Source organism: Amycolatopsis sp. lyj-108 (assembly GCF_046549005.1).
Lineage (GTDB): Bacteria > Actinomycetota > Actinomycetes > Mycobacteriales > Pseudonocardiaceae > Amycolatopsis.
Window position 1 is genome coordinate 882,301 of the sequence record NZ_JAJPWQ010000001.1, and the last position, 21,164, is coordinate 903,464.

Below are 21,164 nucleotides of genomic sequence, written 5' to 3' on the forward strand. Positions count from 1 at the left end.
GCAGACAGGCCGGGCCGCAGGGTTTTCCTTGTGGCCTGGTCAGTTCTGCGCGCTTGCAGCAAGGGGGACTATGCGCGTACAGCGCTACCGGATCGCCGGGGAACAGGTCATCGTCCGCAACGTCGAGACGTCCGAAGATGTTCGCGCGTTCCTGGATTGGTGCCGTAGCAACGAAAACCGTCCCATTGCGTTCGACACGGAGACAACCGGGCTCGACATCTTCGCGCCCGGATTCCGGGTCCGCCTGGTCCAGTTCGGCACCGAACGCGAAGCATGGGTGATCCCGGTCGACCCTCTCGCCGGCCTGGTGTGTGCACCACAAGCCGCCGTCCGCGAAGCGCTCGAAACATTGCCGTACCTGTTGGCACACAACGCCAAGTTCGATGCGCTCGCCGTGTGGGCTCATCTCGGCGTGGAACTGACGAGCTTGTGGCGCCGGGTCACGGACACGCGGATTCTCGCGCACCTGCTTGACCCGCGCGGGCCGCAGGACCCCGGCGGCATCGGGCAAGGGCTCAAACCCTTGTCGGCACGGCACATCGACCCGGACGCGCCGGACACTCAAGCCGGGCTGTACTCGGAGTTCCGGAAGATCGGGCACAACAAGGAAACCGGCTGGGCCGCAATCGACCTCCGCAATCCCTTGTACACCTTGTACGCCGGGCTGGACGTCATCCTGACGGCCCGCCTGTTCCGCGTGCTGGGTCCGCTCGCGCAGGCCGCCGGGTATGAGCGGCTCTCGGAGTTCGAGCACGCGGTAGCGCTGGTGTGCGCGCGGATGGAAGCAAAGGGCTTCCTGTTGGACGTCGAGTACACCGAATCCCTTGCTGCGCGGCTACTCGCCGAAGCGGACGAGTGGAGCGGGGTTGCCCGCAGGTTCGGGGTGTCGTCGGTGAACGCTCCGGCGCAGATCTCCGCCGCGCTCGAAGGCATGGGCGAAACCCTCACGGAGACAACGGAATCCGGGGCGCTGAAGGTCGACAAGGAAGTCTTGCTGCCCTTTGCCGACCTTGACCGCAAGTGGCAACGCATCGGCGCGCGTGAGCCGAATCCTCTTGCGGACGCTGTGCTGCGGGCGAAACGCGCGTCGAAGTGGGCTACGTCCTACGCGGACGCCATGCTGTCCCGCCGCGACGGGCAGGACCGGATTCACCCGGACATCGCGAGCCTTCAGGCCCGCACGGCGCGCATGTCGATCTCCCGGCCTCCGCTTCAGCAACTCCCGTCCGGCGACTGGGTGATCCGCCGCGCCATGCAGGCCGAACCCGGCTGCGTCGTCGGCACGGTCGACTATCAGGCGGTCGAGCTGCGGGTACTCGCCGCGCTGTCCGGGGACGTCCAGATGACCGCCGCAATCCACGCGGGAAAGGACTTGCACGGCTTCACGGCGGAGCTGATCTACGGCCCCGGCTTCACCGAGTACCACCGCAAGGTGTGCAAGGGCATCGGCTTCGGGAAGGTCTACGGCGGAGGCCCGGACACGCTCGCCCGGCAGACCGGGGCACCGCTGGACCAGGTCAAGGCCGCCATCCGCGCCTATGACCGCGCCTATGCCGGGGTTCGCCGGTACTCGAAGCGGCTTCAGAACCGGGCCGAGTGGGGCGCCAAGGAGGTCATCACCCCGTCCGGGCGCCGTCTCCCGCTCGACCGGCGACGGCTCTACGCGGCCACGAACTACATGGTTCAGAGCACCTCGCGCGACGTTTTGGCCGAAGCGCTATTGCGGCTCGATGAGCGCGGCCTGACCGATTATCTCCGGCTTCCCGTGCATGACGAAGTGGTCTTCGTCGCGCCCGCCGAAGACGCGAAAGAAATCGGGCACGAAATTCAAACGGCAATGGCGGTACCCGATTTCTTCGGCGTGCCGCTCACCACAGATCTGGACATCGGCGGACGCACGTGGGGATCGCTCTACGGGGCCGCCGCCTGAGCAAGGAGGGGGAAGCCATGGCGCGGTGTCGCTGCGGAGCAACCGAGGGGGTCCGGGTCTACCCGATGTGGCCGCGCAAGCTCTTCCTGTGCCGCTCGTGCTCGGGAGAGCATTTCAAGGCACGGCGCCGACTGGAGACGGCGCGGCTGCTCGCGCAGTACGGCGACATGGACCAGGCCGCCCGCCGGGCGGAGGCTCATCACGTCGCCCTGCGGGCCGACACGGAGCGGCCCGACCTTGGTGTGTGCACCACGAGAGCACCGCTCGCCGGCCGCGGGGCCGGATTGGCGTGCACACCACAAGTCGCCGACGACGTCCGTGCCTGCCTGGAGGCACTCGCTGCGCAGGCCGCGAGGTACTTCCGCGACTTCGCCGACCAGGCATACCGGGTCTTCCCGTCCTACCGGGATCGGCAGAGAGCACGCGGTCACGCCCTACGGGCCGACCAGCGGGCCGTGTACGCCCTCGCGTATGACGTGCCATGGCTGCGCAGGCTCTACCGTGACCGCTGCGCCTACTGCGGCGGGAAGGCTGAGCACCTGGACCACGTGTGGCCGCTCGTCCTGGCCGGGGATGACGCGCCGTGGAACCTCGCTCCGGCCTGCTCGCCGTGCAACCTGTCCAAGGGCGGGAAGACGTTGGGCGAGTGGCTGCCTGGCAGGCTCGCCGACCTGACCGACGACCAGCGGGCGGCCGTCCGGGGCCTGTGGCGCACCTGGACGGCCGCGTGACGGCCGCGAAGGTCTGCGGTCGCTGCGGGGCACTAAAGCCCTTGTCCGAGTACTACCGGAGGGCTTCTAGCCGGGACGGCCGCCGGGGAATCTGCGCCACGTGCACCCGCCGGGCCGCCGCCATCCGCCATCAGGCCACCCGCGACGCGGCACGCAACAGAAGGTACGTAGCTCGGTACGGCATCACGGCCGCCGACGTGGACGAGCTGCGGGCCGAACAGCGCTACCGGTGCGCGCTCTGCGGACGGCACGAAGACCGCCTACCGCTTGGGCTCATGGTCGACCACGACCACCAATCCGGGACCGTGCGCGCCTTGCTCTGCCATTCGTGCAACGCCGGAATCGGACATTTCCGGGAGTCGCCGGAAATCCTGCGCGCGGCCGTCGTATATCTCGCCCGCGCCGACGAATTACTTGCCATTGCCGACACCGAGAGGGAATCGAATTGAGCCTGAGAACCGACACCTTCGTCTCTATCGCGCGAAGGCTGCGGACTGCCGCCGACGCGTTCGAGGCCGTGGCCGGAGTCGCCGACTCCGCAACCGCGATGTCTCCGAGGGCCGCGCCCGCTCGCCCTGTCGACGGGGTGAGCCGTCCCGTGGAAGACGTCATCCTCGCTCGGGAAGACGCCGGGCTGTACGGGGCGCTGGACGCTACTCGGCGTCACATCGTGCAAGCCGTTCTACACACCGAAGCCGCCACCGCGAGGACCCGCGACGCTGCCCGTTCGCTGGAGATCAGGCAGGCCGCTCCTTGATCGAAATCACTCGAACAGCCTAACGGCTGAGAGTATTCGATGGTGACACTGCTCACATTCAAGTGATCTGTTCGCTACCACATGGACGAACGCGAGAGTTACCGCCAGGGCCGCACCTGATTCACATCGAACACACGTTCGAGTCGATCCGCAGGCCGAGCAGGTGTTTCAAGTTTCAACTGTCCTTACCGGACAGTAGGAAAGCGGCGCTGACCTGCGCGTTACACGTTTTGCCGAACTTTTTTCACGAAGGCGTGCCCCGTCGCTTGGCGCTAGCTTGGCTGAGCAATGCAGCGGTCGGGGACACGAATGCGAGGTAGGGGGAGGACGAGGAGTTTGGTTCAGGGCACAACCCGGCAGAGAGCGCTTGCTGACACTCTGCGTGACCGGATGGACGCGCAGAAGCCGATCCAAGCGCAGGGTGCGGCACTGCCGGGGCACATTGCGCGACTCGCTTTGAGCGGGCTCGCGGGGGAAGCACACGAGGACTTCAGGGAGACGCCGGATCTCGTCGCGGACATCGCACAGGGCGACCGCGCGGCGGAGCTGCCGCTGTACGTGCGGGTGGCGACAGACCTGGAACGGACAGCCGCACGCGTCGCGGGGGACGCTGCACTGAGCCGGGAGGACCTCCACCAGGAAGGCGCACTTCGGCTCATCGAAGACGTGCGCGCCGGACTGGTGAGCGAGCGATTCGGCGGAGCTATCGGCCCGTACATCGGTCGGTCACTCCGTCGCCACCTGGTCGACCTGGTCGACTCGCAGCGACCCGGCCGCCCGCCGATTCCGGGACGGGAACGGCGCCGCCTCCGGGAAGCGCTCAACGCCACCGTGAACGATGACGGGACATACAGCACGCTTGCGGCCGTCCAATACGCCCGCAACCACTTCGGGTGGAGCCTCGCTCATTTCTGGGCGGTGCATGGCAGTGCGTTCGGTGCGCCCGTGCAATGGAACGACGCGAGCAACTCCGGCGGGCTCTCCTTCGCGGAAACCACCGCCGACCCTGCCGCAGCCGAAGCGCTCGCCCGTGTCGAGGATCGCGACGACGTTCACCGCACCATTGAGCACGCCGAATTGACCATGCGCGAGCACGACGTCATTGAAGCGATTTTCGGGTTTCGCGGACTGGCCGCCACGACCGAAGAGACCGCCGAGCTTCTCGGCATGTCCTCCCGTCACGTGAAACGCCTGCGAGCTTCCGCGCTCGCCAAGCTGACCCGCGCTGCCGACGCCATCGGAGTCACACGCGAACACGGCGCCGACACCGACGAACCGGCGCCCGAAATCGTCAAGCCCCGTTCGCCCGAAGACGCGCGTTGCGCCGCTTAATTCCGGGCCATACGTACTCTCTTAAGGAACTACTAATGCACGTCTATCGTTGTGTTACCGACGAAGAGGACTTCATCGGGATTGCCACCCTTGGCTCTTCGATCCTGATCACCGTCAACGAAGCCGAACCCACGGACGGACTCGCCGACGCGGCAGAGCTTGAGATCACCAGCGACGACGCCCGCGCGGTTGCCGACAAGATCCGCGAGCTTCTCGCCGAACAGGGAAAGGCGGGCGAAGTCTCCGGCGTCTTCCTGGGCCGGACGACCGACGACCCCGGAATCCTTCTCTGCGTCGGTGTCGACGGCGGCACGAGCCGCAGCGTCATCCTCTCCCGGACGGACGCGGCCGACGCCGCCGACAAGCTCACCCTGACCGCATCCGAAGCCGACGACCGCACGCAGGACACCCCGGCCGCAACGGCGGAGACCTTCGCCGACCTGACCCGGCGGGCCGCCGCGCTGAAGATCACGGCCACCCTGTTCGAGGCCGGAGACGTGGACCTCTTCGAGGCTGCGGAGTGGGTCGCAGCCGAACCCGCAGCAGAGGCAGCGTGAGAGCTGAGCCCGTGACCTTGCATCGCGTCTCGCCCTGCGAGCACGGGAAAACGCACCACATCCGGGAATTGGTCGCAGGCTCCGAGTTCAGCGTTCGCGAGTGCCGCACGAAGAACGGCTTCCCCCGAACGCACCTGGTCACGGTGGACAAGTACCCGGACACCGTCCGGCGCTAGTTGGCGTGCACACCACAAGAGTCCCCTCGCCGGCCGCGGGGGCCTTTTGTGGCGTGCACACCACAAGCCGGGTCCGACGAATTAGTGTGCACACCGCGACCGTTTCCGTGTCGTTTGGAATGTGCACCACAATGCGCGCAAGCCGGTCAGATCTATTGTGGGGTATTGCAAAACTCCGGTTCGTTGGTCGATACGATGTGTGCGTTAGATGGGGAGCTAGGAGTAAGGATTAGCCATGGCTAGGAAAATCACTGCTTCGGTAGTGTGTGATCTCGACGGGACGCCTGGCGCCGAATCGGTGCCGTTCGCACTCGACGGGATCAATTACCGCATCGACCTGTCCAGCGAACGCGCGAGCGACCTGCGGGAGTATCTGAGTACGTACATCGCGAAGGCTCGGCGCGTCGGGGGGCGCAAGATCCGTAAGGACGCCCGTCCTGCTCTGAGCTCCACGCAACCGGATCGGCCCGCCTACGTGCGGAAGCCCGCCAACCCGGAGAACCCACAGATCCGGGCGTGGGCCGCAGAGAACGGTTACAACCTGGGCACGCGGGGTGCGATCCCCCAGACCGTGAAGTTTCAGTACGACCAGGCCAAGCAGAAGGCTTCCGGGACAGCATCCGCGCGGAAGACAGGCCGCAAGAAGGCCGCCTCAAAGTAGGGCCGAAGGTCGGTCCTGTGCCCTGGTGCGTGCTGGTACTCTGAGCGCGTCTCGGGCCGGGACGGACTTATACGCCGGTTCTAACCCGAACAGGAAGACCCCTCACCTCCGGGTGGGGGGTCTTTCTTTTTGCCCATTCTTGTGGTGCACACAACAAAGTAACTATCCGCGCGCGGAAAGCGATAGAGAGCACGTGAACCACACCTTTACGACGAAGTCCGTCCGCCGTTTCGCCGCGTCCGCAGCGGCCTTCGCCGGGCTCTGCCTGACAGCCGCCTGCGGCGCCGAGACCACCACGGCCCCCGTGCCCTCCGTACCTCCGGTGTCGTCCGCTCCGGCCGTCGACACACCCGCAGCTCTCCGCGACGCCTTCACCGCTTCGGCCAAGTCCACCCCGTGGGCCGACAAGGTCTCGCAGATCACGTTGGACGGCCGCGCGGTGATCGTCGCTACCTCGCTCACCAAAACCGACAAGGCGACGTCCACAGCCGTCTGTGAGGCCGCGCTCAAGGCCGCCAAGGACACGAAGACCGACTTCCAGAGCGTGGCCGTCCGCAGTGCCGACGACCGCACCCTTGCCCACCAGAACGAGACGGCCGGGCCGAAGCAGTGTGAGAACTAGCGGCACAAGCACGAGAGGCCCCCTCCCCGCGCCGGGAGGGGGCCTCTCTTATTCACCGAGGATTGCGGCGCCGCCGAACCTGCCACTGTAGAAGTAACGGCGTTGCCACGCTGTGTCCGCGTACGGTCTTCGCTCCTTAAGCACATCGTGACGCAAGTAATTACTGACGATTCCGTAGATACGGTGCATGTCGAGTCCGGTTCCGGCCTGGATCTCACCGAACGTAAGGCCGCACCTACGTTCATAAATCAGGGTGAGAACGGCACGTTTGTCAGGCGTAAGCGTGGCACGAAGACGATTGGCCTTCGCTTCGTCCGCCTTCCATTCTCGTACTTCCTGCTCTGTCATCACGGTGGCCCGCCTAAACCGAATCCCGAATGCTCATCATCATTGCGCTCATGTAGACACGCTTCGCAAGCATGTTCGTGAGAACTTCGTTCACCTCCATAAAGCCTGCGGTCATGGACTCCACGTGCGGAAGGTACTGGTAACCCTGTGTTGCGTTGTGAAATTCGAGTGCAGCTTCGTTGAACTTGCCTTCGATAAACTGAAAAGCTGGATCGGTGTCATCCATGAGCTTCTGGCGAGAACTTTCAATGCCTCGCTTTAGGTCGTAAACACTCAAGCTTTGCCTTTGGTCAAGTGGAGCACGGCGGGCGCATCCGCGTCGAGCACTCAAGGCGCTTAGCCGATGCACCCGCCGTGAGCTGTGGAAAGTCGGGCGCGTTACTACCCTGGGCGACGCGTGCCAGCCGCTACGAGTCGCTTCGGTCCCGACATCCAAGTCATGGGCACTCGTGAAGAGCCAAGAAATCGGTGCCCATGCGTGGGGGCGCGTGGATCTCCCGGCGGGGGCAGTCGCAAGAGACGCCCAACTGCATCGCCAGTTTTCCCGCCGAAGTACCAATCGACAACATCGGGGGAAAATGGGTGAACTTTGTCACTGACTCGCGCACGGTAAGTGTCTGCGGATTCCTCGCTTCGGATCAGCACGACGTCCGCGCATTCATTCCACCAGTAGATGTACACAAGGCCGATCGGGTCATTCTCCGCCCCGAAAGCCCACTTCTCCCATTCAGGCTTTGAAAGTTCATCAAAAGCTTCGTCAATATCCATTTCACACCTTCAAGCGGCCAATGACGGGAAGGGGCTGCGTTACTTCCACTCTCGACTGCTTCGGAATGACGACGGTGTCATCTTCCGGCGCCCGTCCGGCGGAGCTTCTCAAATGGTCCGTAACGTATTGAGGCACTCTGGGCGCGGAAGCCCAAGAGACCGGTACGCCCTCACGCTGACGCCGCAGCGCCGCAGCGGTGGCGGACTCGGCCTCCCTCTCCTTCTTGATGCGAGCTTCCAGCACAGTCCACGGAACACGCTTGGAGCCACGCGCGAGCCGCTCTTGTCGCTGACGCCGGAAGGTCACCACTCCGAGCACCCCGGCTAGGACGAAGAGCCCACCAGCAACGCACACCGCTGCGTTCTCCAAGTCCTCGCCCCCTCGCCTGTATTCCCTTGTCAAGTAGCATCGTTGCTACTGGGCGTGAGGTGAACAGGCGAGGTGTCTACTGGTGTCTACTCCGACTGAGATCAGCGAAACGACGACGGGTGCGCAGCTCCGGGGCGCCCGCCTCTACATGAAGCTCTCGCTAGCTGAGATGGCCAAGGCCACGAGGTACGCGAAGAGCTACCTCGGTCTCGTCGAGACGGGGAAAAAGCCCGTTACCCTGGAGTTGCTGACCGCGTACGAGCGAGTGCTAGGAGACGGCATGAAGAGGCCCGACCTTGTCCATCCTCGCCTGATCAAGATCGACACTCCGCAGGAGCGTGAACGCGTCTTAGCGGCCGTCGAGGCGGGAGAGCCTGATGTGTTCGCCCAAGGACCGACGTCCAGCTCTATCGATGCGGCGATCTGCCCGAACCTGTCCGAGACTGCTATCGGCCACTTCCGAACCTGGGCGGTCGAAGGCAAGACATCGACGCTGCGGGCTAACGCGATTTCCGTCCTGGGCTTCCTGCCGGGCCGCGAGAACGCCGAAGTGGTGGCGCGGGCGCTCGACACGGACCCGAAGGTTCGGAGGCTCTGCGTAGCGTCGGAGGTGTCAAGGTTGATGCAGTGGGATTGGCCCACGTCGCTACAGGTCGCAGACGACCCGACAACAGCGCCGGACCCGAAGAAACTCGGGGCGAAGCTGGCGAAGGAAGCGATCGATGTGAAGGATTCGGAGTCTCGTTGGGTCGCTGGGTGGTTGCTTCAGCGGCTAGCCCCGGTTCTCGGCTGATCGGCACCCCTCTGTCAGACACCCGTGTCATGATCCGCGACACGGGGAGACAGGGGGTGTGGCTTGAGCGAAATCGAAGCAGTCGCCGCAGCGCTGCGGGCCGCCGTCACGTCCCTTGAAAAGGCGGAGCAGGCGACGCAGCAGGCCGCCGGGGACTTCGGAGAATCGGCCGCGCATCTAGGCCAGGCCGTCTACGGCACCACTAACCCTGAGATAGGGGCCTTGCCTGGGCTTTACGACGGACTACGCCAGTCCGCAGAGCAGGCGGTCAGCCACTACAGGACCGTGAAAGCGAGCATCTCGGCATATCTGGGCAAGCTTGGCGTGCCGGAAGCTCCGGCGAACCCGCAGGTCAATGCACCGAAGGCTGAGGATGGAGCCCGCGGCCGGCCTGGTGTGCACACCACAACTACGCAGACGAAGCCCGACCCGGTTTCACAAGACCGCGTGGGCGAGCTGAAGCGAGGTCTTCCGCCGCGCGTCGACCGTGGGGAGGGGCAGAAGACACACGGGCAGTGGGTCACGGACTCGGGCGACGGGGAGGCCGGGCACATCGTGAGCGGCCGTGACGACTTGGAAGCCGATGCCGTCCAGTTTTTCAAGGACCAGGGCGTCCGGCGGATGCCTTCCACGACTGCCGACGTCGAGGTCAAGCTAGCCGTTCACATGCAGAACAAGGGCATCACCAGCGCAACCGTCGCCGTCAACAACGAAGTGTGCAAAGGCCCGTTCGGCTGTGAAACCTTGGTCCCTAAGATCCTTCCCCAAGGAAGCGCGCTCACCGTGTACGGGACCACGCCGGACGGAACCCCGATCGGGACGACCTACCTCGGACAGAGAAAGAAGCCATGATCGAAGCTTGGTACGACGGCAACGCGTCCGGAGCGACCACGGTCACCACTGCGGCCGGTCTCGACCGTGTTCTAGACGCTGTGGCGGCCATGAGCGGGCCGACGCTCGCCGAGCTGTACACGGACGGCGACCCGGAAAAATCATGGCTTGAGATCGGATTGCACGGCGAACGGGCAAGCCTGCGCTACGTCGGCGACGACGCGCCGAACGGGGCGCACTCGAAGGGTGGAACCTTCTCGCTGCCGGAACACGGCGAGGTTCTCTACTACTTCATGAACAACCCTCGGGAGTACCCGGACGACGCCGAGATCCCCGCAGACGTCGCCCGGCAGGCCGCACACGATTTCCTGACTTCCGGCGGGCAACGGCCGTCCGGCGTGAACTGGACAGAGCAAGACGGCCCGCTCTAGGGCTGCCCCGCGTTGCTCGATACGAACAGGCGTTCGAGTCGGGTGCATAATCGGCTCATGCTCGACACCGGAGACACCACGTCACCGAGGACGCCATACCTACACATGGTCCGTCCACCCTGTGCCGTCTGGGTTGACCTGAGCGTCGTTTACCAGGTCCCTGAGACGGTCTCCACTGTGTCGGACGGGCTAGACCTGACGGTGAAGGTGCCCGGCTTCCTGAGCATGTGGAGAGCCACCACGACGGGCCATTGGGTCGGATGGGTCACGTTCGCCATGGGCGAGCCTGACGCGGGCGACACTCAGACGCAATGGATCATCGCGGACGCCCTGAGCCCGCGCGAGGCACGGAAGTCCTGACCGACAAAGCAGAAGGCCCCCACCTGGTCAAAGGAGGGGGCCAACGGCTTGTGTACCGGTACGCGCTGGGTACACACGAGCACCGATAAGGGCCAGTAGCGACCGGTACTAACAGGATCGGTTTTCGCTGGTCACCGGCCCATCCGGCGCGTTTGCGCAGGTCAGAAAGCGGCCATTACAGAAGGAGGCCTTCACGGATTTTCGGCATAGGGTGCGGGGCATGCCGATGTTCGAATTCGAGGGGCACCGTCCCCAGGTGGATCCCGAAGCGTGGATCGCCCCCACCGCCACCCTGATCGGTGACGTCGTCGTCGAGAAGGGTGCTTCCGTCTGGTACGGCGCGGTGCTGCGCGCCGACTTCGGGCGGATCCTCATCCGCGAGGGCGCCAACATCCAGGACAACTCGGTCATCCACGTCAACGGCGGCGTGACCGAGGTCGGCAAGAACGTCACCGTCGGGCACCAGTGCCTCGTGCACGACTGCACGATCGGCGAGCAGGCGCTGATCGGGAACGGCTCCACCGTGCTCGACAAGGCGCAGATCGGGGCGAAGGCCCTGGTCGCGGCCGGTGCCACGGTGACACCCGGGATGATCATCCCGCCGGAGACGGTCGCCATGGGCAGTCCGGCGAAGAAGCACGTCCCGCTCGACGGCACCGCCCGCGGCTGGGTGGAGCACAACGCGGCGATCTACCAGGAGCTGGCGCGCAGGCACGCGGAAAGCATCAAGCCGATCGATTGACTCTCCAGTAACTGGAGACCATAGCTTCGGGCTCATGGCACCGAAGTCGAAGAAGAAGACGCACCAGGCGACGCTCGAGTTGACCGCCGGCAACGCGCCGGTGGTCGACCTCGGGAAGACGCTGGGGCAGACCGGCGTGAACCTCGTCGAGCTCAAGAAGGCTTACGACGCGGCGACCGCCACGCAGCGCGGCGACATCGTCCCGGTGGTCGTGTCGGTGTTCGAGGACCGCTCCTTCGAACTCCGGCTGAAGACCCCGCCGGCGTCGTTCCTCATCAAGAAAGCCTTGGGCGGCAAGGGATCCGGACGCCCAGGGCATGAGGTCGCCGGGAAGCTGACCCAGGAGCAGCTGCGCGAGATCGCCGAACGGAAACTGCCCGACCTCAACACCGGAGACCTGGGCGCGGCCATGCGCACGATCGCGGGCACGGCCCGCTCGATGGGCGTCGCGATCGAAGAACCGTGACGCGCAAGCACGTGATCGTCCCGCCCTTCCGCGACCTCGACCCGGCCCTCGAGGTCGCGGAAAGGCTTTTGGCGCAAGGGAATCCGTGGCTCGCCGGAGTCGTATCGGCGTTGCCCGACGAACACGCGGCCGCCGACCGGCTCAACCGGATCCTCGCCGGGACCGGTGCCGCGCCCCGGTTGGTCGAGGCCGGAAACGGCTGGCGTGTCGTGCAGGTGACCTCGTGGCCGGGCTGCGGCGACCTGGTCGCGGGCGCCTCCGGGCTGGCGGAACTCGTCGCGTTCGGCGGCTGGCGGCGGATCAAACGCTGCGCCGTCTGCGCACAGGCGTTCTGTGATCGCACGGCCGGATGCAGCCGCCGGTGGTGCGCCGGACATCGTCCGCACGCCGAGCCCCGGCCCGTGCTCTAGGCTTGTCCGCACCAGCGACTGGCGCCATTTGAGGTGGAGCACCACCGGGAAGCGACGACAAGGCCGGTACCGCGCGCCTGGGTCCGGCCGTCTCTGGCAGGAGTACGTCCGATGACACACCAGCCCGAACTTTCCGCGCTCGCCGCCGCCGACCCGCAGATCGCGGGGCTCGTGGAGGACGAGGCGAAACGCCAGCACGACAAGATCCGCCTGATCGCGTCCGAGAACTACGTCTCCCAGGCCGTACTGGAGGCGACGGGCACCGTCCTCACCAACAAGTACTCCGAGGGCTACGCCGGAAAGCGGTACTACGAGGGCCAGCAACTCATCGACCAGGTCGAGAAACTCGCCATCGAGCGCGCGAAGGCCGTCTTCGGCACCGACCACGCGAACGTCCAGCCGTACTCCGGCTCGCCGGCGAACTTGGCGGTGTACCTCGCTTTCGCGCAGCCGGGTGACACCATCCTCGGCATGGCGCTGCCGGACGGCGGCCACCTCACGCACGGCTGGAGCGTGTCCGCGACCGGCAAGTGGTTCACCCCGGTCCGCTACGGCGTCCGCAAGGAGACCGGCCGCGTCGACCTCGACCAGGTCCGCGAACTCGCGCTGAAGCACCGGCCGAAGCTGATCTTCGCGGGCGGCACCGCGATCCCGCGCACCATCGACTTCCCGGCGTTCGCGGAGATCGCCCGCGAGGTCGACGCCGTCCTGGTCGCCGACATCGCCCACATCGCCGGGCTGGTCGCCGGCGGCGCGCACCCGTCGCCGGTCGGGCACGCGCAGGTCATCACCACGACCACGCACAAGACCCTGCGCGGCCCGCGCGGCGCGATGATCCTCTCCGACGCCGACCACGCGAAGGCCGTCGACAAGGCGGTGTTCCCCGGTCTGCAGGGCGGCCCTCACAACCACACGACCGCCGCGATCGCCGTCGCGCTCGGCGAGGCGCAGAAGCCGGAGTTCGCCGAGTACGCGCACACGATCGTCGCCAACGCCCGCGCGCTGGCGGAGGCGCTGGTGGAACGCGGCTACGACCTCGTGTCCGGCGGCACCGACAACCACCTGCTGCTGATCGACCTGACGAACAAGAACGTGCCGGGCAAACCGGCCGCGCAGGCGCTGGACCGCGCCGGCATCGAACTGAACTACAACACGGTGCCGTTCGACCCGCGCAAGCCGTTCGACCCGTCCGGCATCCGCCTCGGCACCTCCGCGATCACCACCCGCGGGCTCAAGCCGGAGCACCAGACGCAGGTCGCGGACTGGATCGACCGCACGATCACCGCGGCGGCCGGCGAGGAACAGTCCGCTTTGGACACCATCGCCGCCGAGATCCGCGAGTTCCTGGCGCCGTTCCCGATCCCGGGCTACTCGGCGTAATCAGGGCGCTTGGGTTGGGTTGGTGCGTCGCGAAAGCCACTTTCGCGACGCCCAGCGTCCCGAAAGTGGCTTTCGCGACACGGTCGGCGGGTGATCGTGAGTGCTTAGAAGCGAAGGGGCCCTTCACCGCATGCGACGCGGTGAAGGGCCCCTTCGGCACTTAAGCGACTAGTGAGCCGGACCGTCGACGGCTTCCTTGGCCAGCCGGTCGGTCTCACGCTCGAACGAACGCTGGATCTCGGCCTCGGCTTCGGACCGCCCGACCCAGCTCGAACCCTCGACGCTCTTGCCCGGCTCCAGGTCCTTGTACACCTCGAAGAAGTGCTGGATCTCGAGCTTGTGGAACTCGTTGAGGTGGTGGATGTCGCGCAGGTGCTCCAGGCGCGGGTCGTTCGTCGGGACGGCGAGGACCTTGTCGTCCGGGCCCTTCTCGTCGGTCATCCGGAACATGCCGATCGCGCGGCAGCGGATCAGGCAGCCGGGGAAGGTCGGCTCCTGGACGAGCACCAGCACGTCGAGCGGGTCGCCGTCCTGGCCGAGGGTGTCGTCGATGAACCCGTAGTCGGCGGGGTACTGCGTGGCGGTGAACAGCGTCCGGTCGAGTTTGATCCGACCGGTCTTGTGGTCCACCTCGTACTTGTTGCGCTCCCCCTTGGGGATTTCGATAGTGACGTCGAATTCCACGCCGGCCTCGCTGCTCTCGTCTTTGGTACGCCCCGCCGTCGCGGACGGCTCACCGAGTTCATGGTCTTGTCTTCACTAGTGTGGACCACGGGGGCTCGGGCGGTCGCATCGATGTGGTCGTATGTGAGCTTGGCCCCTTCCCCGGACGGTGGATGAAGGAGCGTTGAGTGCCGGAAAACGATGTCCCGATGTGGCCGTCGGACGACAAGGACACCTCATCCGCCGAGCCCAAGGGCGCCAAGAGGGAGGGTGAGGCCACCGTCTGGCTGCCCATGTCGGGCCTGGCGAACGGCAAGACCGAAGAGCTGTCAGTGCCGAAGGTCACACCCGAAAGTGGCTCGTGGTTCCAGCCCGTCGTCGAGGTCGGTGACATCGACGAGGAACCGGACGTTCCGGAGACCCCGACACCGCAGTGGTCCGCCTTCGAGCCGGTGACACCGGTGACGCCGGCCGAGCCGGAGCAGCACGAAGAGCCTAAGACGCTCTTCGTCAAGCCGGTCCAGCCGCAGCACAAGGACGAACCGGACTGGGACCAGTTCGACCGGGGCACCGCCACCCCACCGCGTGACGCTGAACCCTCGAGACCCGAGCCGAGCCAGGGACCCCCGAGGCAGGAGCAGCCGCGTCAGGAGCCGTCGCGCCGTCCCGAGCAGAGCCGGGTCGAGCCGCCGCTTCCCGCGCCGGTCCCGTCCGCGACCATGCACGCGCGCCCGGTCCGCATCGAGCCGTCCGAAGAACGCTTCGACTCCGAAGCCACCGTCGGGATCCAGCGGCCCGAGCCGCCGTCCCAGGAACCCCCGGCAGCCGAAACCGAGGCCGCGCCCGCGCCGAAGCCGAAGCGCAAGCGCAAGACCCTGCTGATCACGACCCTGGTCGTCGTCCTGTTGCTCGCCGGGATGGGCGGCGCCGCCGCGATGCCGAAGGTGTCGAACCGGCTCGGCCTGCCCTGGGCGCCGAACGCGCCGAAGGGTGAGATCCCGAAGCCCGCCGGTGTCACCCGGGTCCTGCACGGGCCGGACGTCAACGGCGTCGCGCCGACGAAGGAAGGTCTCGCGGCCGCGCTGGCCGGTCCCGCCGGTGCCGCCGACCTCGGCACGCTCACCGGCACCGTCGTGGACGCGGCGACCGGTGACGTCCTCTGGGACAAGAACTCCGGCACCCCGCTGACCCCGGCGTCGACCACGAAGATCCTCGTCGTGGCGGCCGCGCTGCTGTCGATGGACCACGGGACGCAGTTCTCGACGAAGATCGTCCAGGGCGCCGAGCCGGGCACGGTGATCCTCGTCGCGGGCGGTGACCCCTCGCTGACGTCGCTGCCGCTGGGCACCGACTCGCCGCTGTACCCGGGCGCCGCGCACGTCGACGACCTCGTCGCCCAGGTCAAGAAGGCGGGCGGCGGCAAGATCTCCAAGGTCCAGCTGGACATCAGCCTGTTCAAGGGACCGACGTCGGCGAAGGGCTGGGACCCGGAGGACACGGCCGCCGGGAACACCTACATGGCGCCGGTCCTCCCCGTGATGGCCGACGGCGGCCGCGCCGATCCGAAGAACGACCATTCGCCCCGTATCGCGAACCCGGCGGCCACGCTGACCCAGAAGATCGCGGGGAAGCTCGAAGCCCAAGCCGGCGGTACGACGACGGCGCCGAAGGACGCGAAGGTGCTCGGCGAGGTCAAGTCGCAGCCGCTCGCGGAGTTCGCGAACTCGCTGCTGCAGCTTTCGGACAACCTGATGGCCGACGTCCTCGCCCGCCAGCTCGCGCTCGCGAAGGGCGCCGAGCCGTCGTTCACCGGCGGCGCGGCCACGACGATGGACGTGCTCAAGCAGGCCGGATTCGACCTCACCGGCGTCCAGATCAACGACGGCAGCGGACTGTCCGACCAGAACAAGATCCCGGCCAAGGCGCTCAGCGAGATCCTCGCGGTCGCGGCGGCGCCGGACGGCAAGGATCCGCGGACGGCCAAACTGCGGCCCCTGCTGGCCGGCCTTCCCGTCGCGGGCGGCAGCGGGACGCTGGAGAAGCGCTACGGCGATCCCGCGTCGGCCGCGGGCCGCGGCTGGGTGCGCGGCAAGACCGGCACGCTGTCCGGGGTGAACACCCTGGCGGGCGTGGTGCTGGACACCGACGGCCGGATGCTCGTGTTCGCGCTGATGTCGTCCGGTTCGGACCAGAACAAGGGCAGGGCCGCGCTCGACGTCGTCGCGGCGACCTTGCACAAGTGCGGCTGCAGGTGAGCGAACGGAATCGGAGCGTGAGGAAGTCGGGACGGAAACCGGTCTTTCAGCGGGTAGCGTCATAAGAGTGACTGAGGAAACGCCGACCAAGACACGTTCGATGGTCGACTGGTCCCTGGCCGCCTCGACGGGCGCCCTCCTGGTGCGTGGCGGTCCGGTGGTCGACCGCGAAGTGGCCGAAGAAGCCGTCGCCGATCTGCGTGAGCTGACCAGTGAGGCGGAGGGGCACGTCCGCGAGCTGACCGGGCTCGGCCTCGACCTGCCGCTGCTGCCAGCCGAAGTCGTCGACAGGCCCGGCTGGGTCCGCTCGGCCGCCGCGGGGCTCGACGCGCTCACCGGGCGCGCGCTGCCGGAGGCCCAAGGTGGCCCGCTGGCGCCCGTGCTGGCCGGTGGCGCCGGTGTCCAGACCGGTCTGGTGCTCGCCTTCCTGGCTTCCCGCGTGCTCGGCCAGTACGACCCGTTCGGCGGGCCGGAACGCCGTGGGCAGCTGGTGCTCGTCGCGCCGAACGTGGTCGCCGCCCAGCAGGCGATGGACGTGCCGGGGCACGATTTCCGGCTGTGGGTGTGCCTGCACGAATGCACCCACCGGTTGCAGTTCACCGCGGTCACCTGGCTGCGCGACTACTTCGCCGACGAGGTCGAGCGCCTGATCGGCGGGCTCGCCGGCCGGGACGCGGACGGGCTGAGCGATCTGGTCGGCCGTCTGCCGGACACCATCAAGCAGATCGGCAAGGGCAAGGCGGGCGGCGCCGGACTCGCCGAACTCCTGCAGTCGCCGAGCGAACGCGCGGTGTTCGACCGGCTCCTCGCCCTCTCCACGTTGCTGGAGGGGCACGCCGATTTCGTGATGGACGCCGTCGGGCCGCAGGTCGTGCCGAGTGTCGAGCTGATCCGTTCGCGGTTCACCGCGCGGCGCAAGGGCGGCGGGCTGATCGACCGCGTGCTGCGCAGCCTGCTCGGCGTGGACGCGAAGCTGCGCCAGTACGAACAGGGCGCGAAGTTCACCAAGCACGTCGTCGACGCCGTCGGCATGGACGGCTTCAACGCGGTGTGGACTTCGCCGAACACGTTGCCGACCAGGGCCGAGATCACCGATCCGGCGGCCTGGGTGCGGCGCCTGCACGGGTGAGCGGACCGGATCCGGCGATCGCGGCCGTGCGGTCGGCCGTACGGGATTTCCTGGCGTCGGCGACCGTCGCCGACGAGGTGTGTGTCGCCGTCTCCGGCGGCGCGGACTCCCTGGCCTTGGCCGAAGCGGCGGCGTTCGTCGGCTCCCGCGCCGGGCTGAAGGTGCGGGCACTCGTCGTCGACCACGGCCTCCAGACCGGTTCCGCCGAGACCGCCGCTCAAGCCGCGAGTACGGCGCGGGAACTGGGCGCCGACACCGCCGAGGTCCTGAAGGTGCGGGTCGAGGGCGCGGGTGGACCGGAGGCCGCGGCCCGCCGGGCCCGCTACGGCGCCTTGCGTTCGGCGCTCCCCGGCGGACACGGCCTCGTCCTGCTCGGCCACACCCTCGACGACCAGGCCGAAACCGTCCTGCTCGGCCTCGGCCGGGGCTCCGGACCGCGATCGGTGGCCGGGATGCGGCCGCACGACCCGCCATGGGGGCGGCCGCTGCTCGGCGTCACCCGCGCCATCACCCGGCAGGCGTGCCGGGCGCTCGGCGTCGACCCGTGGCAGGACCCGCACAACGACGACCCGCGGTTCACCCGTGTCCGGTTACGGACGGAAGTACTGCCCCTTCTGGAGGATGTGCTTTCCGGTGGTGTCGCGGCCTCGCTGGCCCGCACGGCGGCGCAACTGCGCGAGGACACCGAGGCGTTGGACACACTCGCGGACGAGCTCCACCTGCGGGCCTTCACCGGGGAAGGGCTCGACGCCGCGGTGCTCGCCACCGAACCGCCCGCGCTGCGGCGGCGCGTCCTCCGCAGGTGGCTGCTGGACTCCGGGGTCCGCGAACTCACCGACGCCCACCTGCGTTCGGTCGACGCGCTGGTGGGGAACTGGCGGGGTCAGGGCGGGGTCTGGCTACCCGGCGAGTTGGTGGCCAAGCGGGCGCATGGCAGGCTCTTGCTCGAAGCACCCCATTCCACCACCTAGAGGGGATCGTCCCGTGTACGAAGGCGAGATCGCCTCCGTGCTCGTCACCGAGCAGCAGATCAACGACAAGATCGCCGAACTGGCCGCGCAGGTCGCCGCGGACTATCCGGCCGACGGCCCCGGCGCGGGGCGGGGAGACCTCCTGCTCGTCGGCGTGCTCAAGGGCGCGGTGATGTTCATGACCGACTTCGCCAGGGCACTCCCTCTTCCTTCGCAGCTCGAGTTCATGGCGGTCTCCTCCTACGGCTCGGCGACGTCCTCGTCCGGCGTGGTGCGGATCCTCAAGGACCTCGACCGCGACATCGCCGGCCGCGACGTGCTCATCGTCGAGGACATCGTCGACTCCGGGCTCACGCTGTCCTGGCTGTTGAAGAACCTCGCCAGCCGCAACCCGGCCTCGCTCGAGGTCGTCTCGCTCCTGCGCAAGCCCGAGGCGGTCAAGGTCGACGTACCGGTCAAGTACATCGGGTTCGACATTCCCAACGAATTCGTAGTCGGATACGGCCTGGACTACGCGGAGCGTTACCGGGACCTGCCCTACATCGGCACCCTGGATCCGCACGTTTACACGTCTTGAGAACCGCTTGCCCGCGTCTGGGGAAATGCGGAACCCTGAGCACCGAGAACGCGTCATAGGCTGCGATCAAGTGCGTTAACCTATGCGAAGACCAATGCCGACGAAGCCGTCGTGGCCTGGCCCGGGGGAAACGGAGAGAGCTCAGATGGGGAACAGCAGCTTGGCGGACGCGAACGCGTTCAAGAACGCCGCGGCCCAGGGCCAGGTCGGGATCGACCCGGACGCGGCCCAGACCGCCCTGAACAAGATCCGCACCGGCAAGGACGCCGTCGAGGCCCTGCTGCAGCGCGCGGGTGACCTCGGGCAGGCGCCGAAGCTGGGCAACAACCCGGTCGGCAACGCGATCGCCGCGAAGGTGGCGAACCGCGCCGACGGCGGCGGCGACTCGTACGCCGCGGCGCTCCAGAACCTGTACCAGCAGTACGAGGCCGCGGAGTCCGGCATCGTGACCGCGATGGCCCGGTACCACGAGATCGACCAGGCCGCCGCCGAGCCGTTCCGTAACGTCTGAGGGGGAGTCAGAAAGCCATGCCACCGAAGCACAGCGCCGACTCTTACGGCGAGAGCAGCACCAGCACGCCGGTCCAGCTCGGCGACAACTCGCACGCCGAGGGCATCGTGTCGTCCGCCCGCGGCCGTTCCGACGGGTTCGACATCGGCGCCGACCGCGCCATCACCAACCCGCCGAACTGGGAAAGCGCCCCGAGCAGCCAGGACCTGTGGAACCAGGCCAACCTCGGCAACGACCCGAGCACCGCGACCAGCATCAGCCAGTCCTGGGGTTCGCACGGCAGCAAGCTGAGCCAGGCCTCGAACGACCTCTACAACGCGATCTCCGAACTCGGCGCCGCCTGGATCGGACAGGGCGCGGCCGCCGCGCAGGGTTCGCTGGTCGCCATCGCGAACTCGGGTTCGCAGGCCTCCGAAGCCGCGCGCACGATGTCGGACAGGCTGCAGAAGCAGGCCGACGCGGCCACCAAGGTCAAGCTCATGCCGAAGCCGACCGACTACAGCCCGGAGAAGGCGATGGCGCAGGCCCTCGCGGCCGGCCCGGTCGGCATGATCACCGACCAGAAGCCCCTCGCCGACCAGGACAAGGAAGTGCGGGCGGAGCAGGCCAGGTTCCTCGAGGCCTACACCAAGGAGATGAGCGAGGTCGACAGCTCGACCCCGAGCTTCGGCCCCGAATCCCTCGGCATGAAGCCGACCGCCTCGCACAACAGCGCTTCGTTCAGCGGTGTCGGCAGTGTCGGCGGCGCGGGCCTCAACTCGGGCGCGGTCTCCGGTACGCCGGTCCTCGCCGGCACGCACGGCTACGGCGGCGCGCAGGGCAGCGTCGGGGCCCCGCTCCAGGCCGGTCCGGACGCGGGTTCGTTCTCGCAGGCCGGCTACACCCCCGCCGCGGGGAACCTGCCGGCTTCCGGTGTCGCGCCGGGTGCCGGCGTCGCCTCCGGCGCGGGTGCCCCGATGGCGACCCCGCACGCCCCGGCGAGCGGCGGCAACGGACTCGGCCAGGCCCTCACCGCGGCCGCGCTCGGCGGCGGCCTCGGCTACGCCGGTGCCAAGGCGCTCGGACAGGGCAACAAGTCCGGCGCCAAGGACACCGACAGCACCGACGCGTCGGCCACCGAGAAGGCCCCCGCGCAGAGCGCCGCGTCCCAGGCCGTGCCGCAGCAGGGCATCGTGTCCTCCAGTGGCACCATCGGCGCCACCCCGCCGCCGATGCAGGGCATGGGCGGCGGCATGGGCATGGGCGCCCCCGGCGCGCAGGCCGAGCAGGAAGAGGAGCACACGCACGCGTCGTTCCTCATCGAGCCGGACCCGGACGACGCCTTCGGCGCCAACGAGGCGACCCCGCCGCCGGTCATCGGCGCCTGGACCGAAGACGACGAACGCTAGAGCGG

At 67.6% G+C, this 21,164-nt stretch carries 24 protein-coding genes; 22 read left to right on the forward strand and 2 right to left on the reverse strand.

What is annotated here, in order from left to right:
- Positions 1-70 precede the first annotated feature (70 nt).
- The 9 genes from ACLJO0_RS04365 to ACLJO0_RS04405 all read left to right on the forward strand — a co-directional run bounded on the left by ACLJO0_RS04365 (position 71) and on the right by ACLJO0_RS04405 (position 6,766).
- Complete coding sequence (locus ACLJO0_RS04365) at positions 71-1,930, forward strand: DNA polymerase (protein ID WP_410576648.1); 1,860 nt, start codon at positions 71-73, stop codon at positions 1,928-1,930.
- A 17-nt stretch (positions 1,931-1,947) separates the two neighbouring features.
- Positions 1,948-2,661 carry an HNH endonuclease gene (locus ACLJO0_RS04370; RefSeq protein WP_410576649.1) on the forward strand — a complete coding sequence of 238 codons (714 nt, stop codon included), beginning with the start codon at positions 1,948-1,950 and terminating at the stop codon, positions 2,659-2,661.
- Entirely contained in the window at positions 2,658-3,110 is a 453-nt protein-coding gene (locus ACLJO0_RS04375; protein ID WP_410576650.1) for an endonuclease VII domain-containing protein, read from the forward strand. The genes ACLJO0_RS04370 and ACLJO0_RS04375 overlap by 4 nt, the downstream gene beginning before the upstream one ends.
- Positions 3,107-3,418 (forward strand): hypothetical protein, encoded by a 312-nt coding sequence (locus ACLJO0_RS04380; protein WP_410576651.1) that lies wholly within the window; start codon positions 3,107-3,109, stop codon positions 3,416-3,418. The genes ACLJO0_RS04375 and ACLJO0_RS04380 overlap by 4 nt, the downstream gene beginning before the upstream one ends.
- A gap of 390 nt (positions 3,419-3,808) precedes the next feature.
- Positions 3,809-4,750, forward strand: a complete 942-nt coding sequence (locus ACLJO0_RS04385) for a sigma factor-like helix-turn-helix DNA-binding protein (protein WP_410576652.1) — start codon at positions 3,809-3,811, stop codon at positions 4,748-4,750.
- A complete protein-coding gene (locus ACLJO0_RS04390) occupies positions 4,738-5,307 on the forward strand; it encodes a hypothetical protein (RefSeq protein ID WP_410576653.1) in 570 nt (189 codons plus the stop codon). Before ACLJO0_RS04385 ends, ACLJO0_RS04390 begins: the two co-directional genes overlap by 13 nt.
- An 11-nt stretch (positions 5,308-5,318) precedes the next feature.
- Positions 5,319-5,483 carry a hypothetical protein gene (locus ACLJO0_RS04395; protein ID WP_410576654.1) on the forward strand — a complete coding sequence of 55 codons (165 nt, stop codon included), beginning with the start codon at positions 5,319-5,321 and terminating at the stop codon, positions 5,481-5,483.
- Positions 5,484-5,718: 235 nt separating this feature from the next.
- Entirely contained in the window at positions 5,719-6,144 is a 426-nt protein-coding gene (locus ACLJO0_RS04400) for a histone-like nucleoid-structuring protein Lsr2 (RefSeq protein ID WP_410576655.1), read from the forward strand.
- A 193-nt stretch (positions 6,145-6,337) separates the two neighbouring features.
- Positions 6,338-6,766, forward strand: coding sequence for a hypothetical protein (locus tag ACLJO0_RS04405; RefSeq protein WP_410576656.1), 429 nt, complete (start codon positions 6,338-6,340; stop codon positions 6,764-6,766).
- Between the two features lie 361 nt (positions 6,767-7,127).
- On the opposite strand, the gene ACLJO0_RS04410 is transcribed toward ACLJO0_RS04405, so the two are convergent.
- Positions 7,128-7,340, reverse strand: coding sequence for a hypothetical protein (locus tag ACLJO0_RS04410; protein WP_410576657.1), 213 nt, complete (start codon positions 7,338-7,340; stop codon positions 7,128-7,130).
- Between the two features lie 994 nt (positions 7,341-8,334).
- Between ACLJO0_RS04410 and ACLJO0_RS04415 the strand changes: the two genes are divergently transcribed.
- The 7 genes from ACLJO0_RS04415 (at position 8,335) to glyA (ending at position 13,665) form a co-directional block, all read left to right on the forward strand.
- Positions 8,335-9,045, forward strand: a complete 711-nt coding sequence (locus ACLJO0_RS04415; RefSeq protein WP_410576658.1) for a helix-turn-helix domain-containing protein — start codon at positions 8,335-8,337, stop codon at positions 9,043-9,045.
- Between the two features lie 63 nt (positions 9,046-9,108).
- A complete protein-coding gene (locus ACLJO0_RS04420; RefSeq protein ID WP_410576659.1) occupies positions 9,109-9,897 on the forward strand; it encodes a DddA-like double-stranded DNA deaminase toxin in 789 nt (262 codons plus the stop codon).
- A complete protein-coding gene (locus tag ACLJO0_RS04425; RefSeq protein ID WP_410576660.1) occupies positions 9,894-10,307 on the forward strand; it encodes an Imm1 family immunity protein in 414 nt (137 codons plus the stop codon). Before ACLJO0_RS04420 ends, ACLJO0_RS04425 begins: the two co-directional genes overlap by 4 nt.
- A gap of 580 nt (positions 10,308-10,887) precedes the next feature.
- Positions 10,888-11,409, forward strand: a complete 522-nt coding sequence (locus ACLJO0_RS04430) for a gamma carbonic anhydrase family protein (protein ID WP_125791188.1) — start codon at positions 10,888-10,890, stop codon at positions 11,407-11,409.
- Between the two features lie 34 nt (positions 11,410-11,443).
- A complete protein-coding gene (locus tag ACLJO0_RS04435) occupies positions 11,444-11,875 on the forward strand; it encodes an uL11 family ribosomal protein (RefSeq protein ID WP_410576661.1) in 432 nt (143 codons plus the stop codon).
- The gene (locus ACLJO0_RS04440) at positions 11,872-12,285 is read left to right on the forward strand and encodes a hypothetical protein (protein ID WP_410576662.1); all 414 of its coding nucleotides are present in this window, start codon (positions 11,872-11,874) and stop codon (positions 12,283-12,285) included. The genes ACLJO0_RS04435 and ACLJO0_RS04440 overlap by 4 nt, the downstream gene beginning before the upstream one ends.
- 111 nt (positions 12,286-12,396) lie before the next feature.
- Positions 12,397-13,665, forward strand: a complete 1,269-nt coding sequence (glyA, locus tag ACLJO0_RS04445) for a serine hydroxymethyltransferase (protein WP_125791191.1) — start codon at positions 12,397-12,399, stop codon at positions 13,663-13,665.
- 168 nt (positions 13,666-13,833) lie between these two features.
- Here the strand turns inward: glyA and ACLJO0_RS04450 are convergent, their stop codons facing one another.
- Positions 13,834-14,349, reverse strand: a complete 516-nt coding sequence (locus ACLJO0_RS04450; RefSeq protein WP_125791192.1) for an inorganic diphosphatase — start codon at positions 14,347-14,349, stop codon at positions 13,834-13,836.
- A gap of 167 nt (positions 14,350-14,516) precedes the next feature.
- Here ACLJO0_RS04450 and dacB point away from each other — a divergent pair, with 167 nt between their 5' ends.
- From dacB to ACLJO0_RS04480, 6 genes are all read left to right on the forward strand, one after another.
- Positions 14,517-16,583, forward strand: coding sequence for a D-alanyl-D-alanine carboxypeptidase/D-alanyl-D-alanine-endopeptidase (dacB, locus tag ACLJO0_RS04455; protein ID WP_410576663.1), 2,067 nt, complete (start codon positions 14,517-14,519; stop codon positions 16,581-16,583).
- Between the two features lie 100 nt (positions 16,584-16,683).
- Positions 16,684-17,712 (forward strand): zinc-dependent metalloprotease, encoded by a 1,029-nt coding sequence (locus ACLJO0_RS04460; RefSeq protein WP_410576967.1) that lies wholly within the window; start codon positions 16,684-16,686, stop codon positions 17,710-17,712.
- Entirely contained in the window at positions 17,709-18,683 is a 975-nt protein-coding gene (gene tilS, locus ACLJO0_RS04465) for a tRNA lysidine(34) synthetase TilS (RefSeq protein ID WP_410576664.1), read from the forward strand. Before ACLJO0_RS04460 ends, tilS begins: the two co-directional genes overlap by 4 nt.
- A gap of 13 nt (positions 18,684-18,696) precedes the next feature.
- Entirely contained in the window at positions 18,697-19,260 is a 564-nt protein-coding gene (hpt, locus tag ACLJO0_RS04470; protein ID WP_125786176.1) for a hypoxanthine phosphoribosyltransferase, read from the forward strand.
- A gap of 145 nt (positions 19,261-19,405) precedes the next feature.
- The gene (locus tag ACLJO0_RS04475; protein ID WP_101611078.1) at positions 19,406-19,771 is read left to right on the forward strand and encodes a hypothetical protein; all 366 of its coding nucleotides are present in this window, start codon (positions 19,406-19,408) and stop codon (positions 19,769-19,771) included.
- Between the two features lie 17 nt (positions 19,772-19,788).
- On the forward strand, positions 19,789-21,159 hold the full coding sequence (locus tag ACLJO0_RS04480) for a WXG100 family type VII secretion target (protein ID WP_410576665.1): 1,371 nt from the start codon (positions 19,789-19,791) through the stop codon (positions 21,157-21,159).
- Positions 21,160-21,164: the final 5 nt, after the last annotated feature.

Coding starts and splice junctions, on each gene's coding strand:
- ACLJO0_RS04460 (WP_410576967.1), top strand. CDS start 16,684: ATGGTCGACTGGTCCCTGGCCGCCTCGACGGGCGCCCTCCTGGTGCGT.
- ACLJO0_RS04400 (WP_410576655.1), top strand. CDS start 5,719: ATGGCTAGGAAAATCACTGCTTCGGTAGTGTGTGATCTCGACGGGACG.
- ACLJO0_RS04370 (WP_410576649.1), top strand. CDS start 1,948: ATGGCGCGGTGTCGCTGCGGAGCAACCGAGGGGGTCCGGGTCTACCCG.
- ACLJO0_RS04475 (WP_101611078.1), top strand. CDS start 19,406: ATGGGGAACAGCAGCTTGGCGGACGCGAACGCGTTCAAGAACGCCGCG.
- ACLJO0_RS04385 (WP_410576652.1), top strand. CDS start 3,809: ATGGACGCGCAGAAGCCGATCCAAGCGCAGGGTGCGGCACTGCCGGGG.
- ACLJO0_RS04430 (WP_125791188.1), top strand. CDS start 10,888: ATGCCGATGTTCGAATTCGAGGGGCACCGTCCCCAGGTGGATCCCGAA.
- ACLJO0_RS04365 (WP_410576648.1), top strand. CDS start 71: ATGCGCGTACAGCGCTACCGGATCGCCGGGGAACAGGTCATCGTCCGC.
- ACLJO0_RS04425 (WP_410576660.1), top strand. CDS start 9,894: ATGATCGAAGCTTGGTACGACGGCAACGCGTCCGGAGCGACCACGGTC.
- glyA (WP_125791191.1), top strand. CDS start 12,397: ATGACACACCAGCCCGAACTTTCCGCGCTCGCCGCCGCCGACCCGCAG.
- ACLJO0_RS04435 (WP_410576661.1), top strand. CDS start 11,444: ATGGCACCGAAGTCGAAGAAGAAGACGCACCAGGCGACGCTCGAGTTG.
- ACLJO0_RS04410 (WP_410576657.1), bottom strand. CDS start 7,340: ATGGATGACACCGATCCAGCTTTTCAGTTTATCGAAGGCAAGTTCAAC.
- ACLJO0_RS04480 (WP_410576665.1), top strand. CDS start 19,789: ATGCCACCGAAGCACAGCGCCGACTCTTACGGCGAGAGCAGCACCAGC.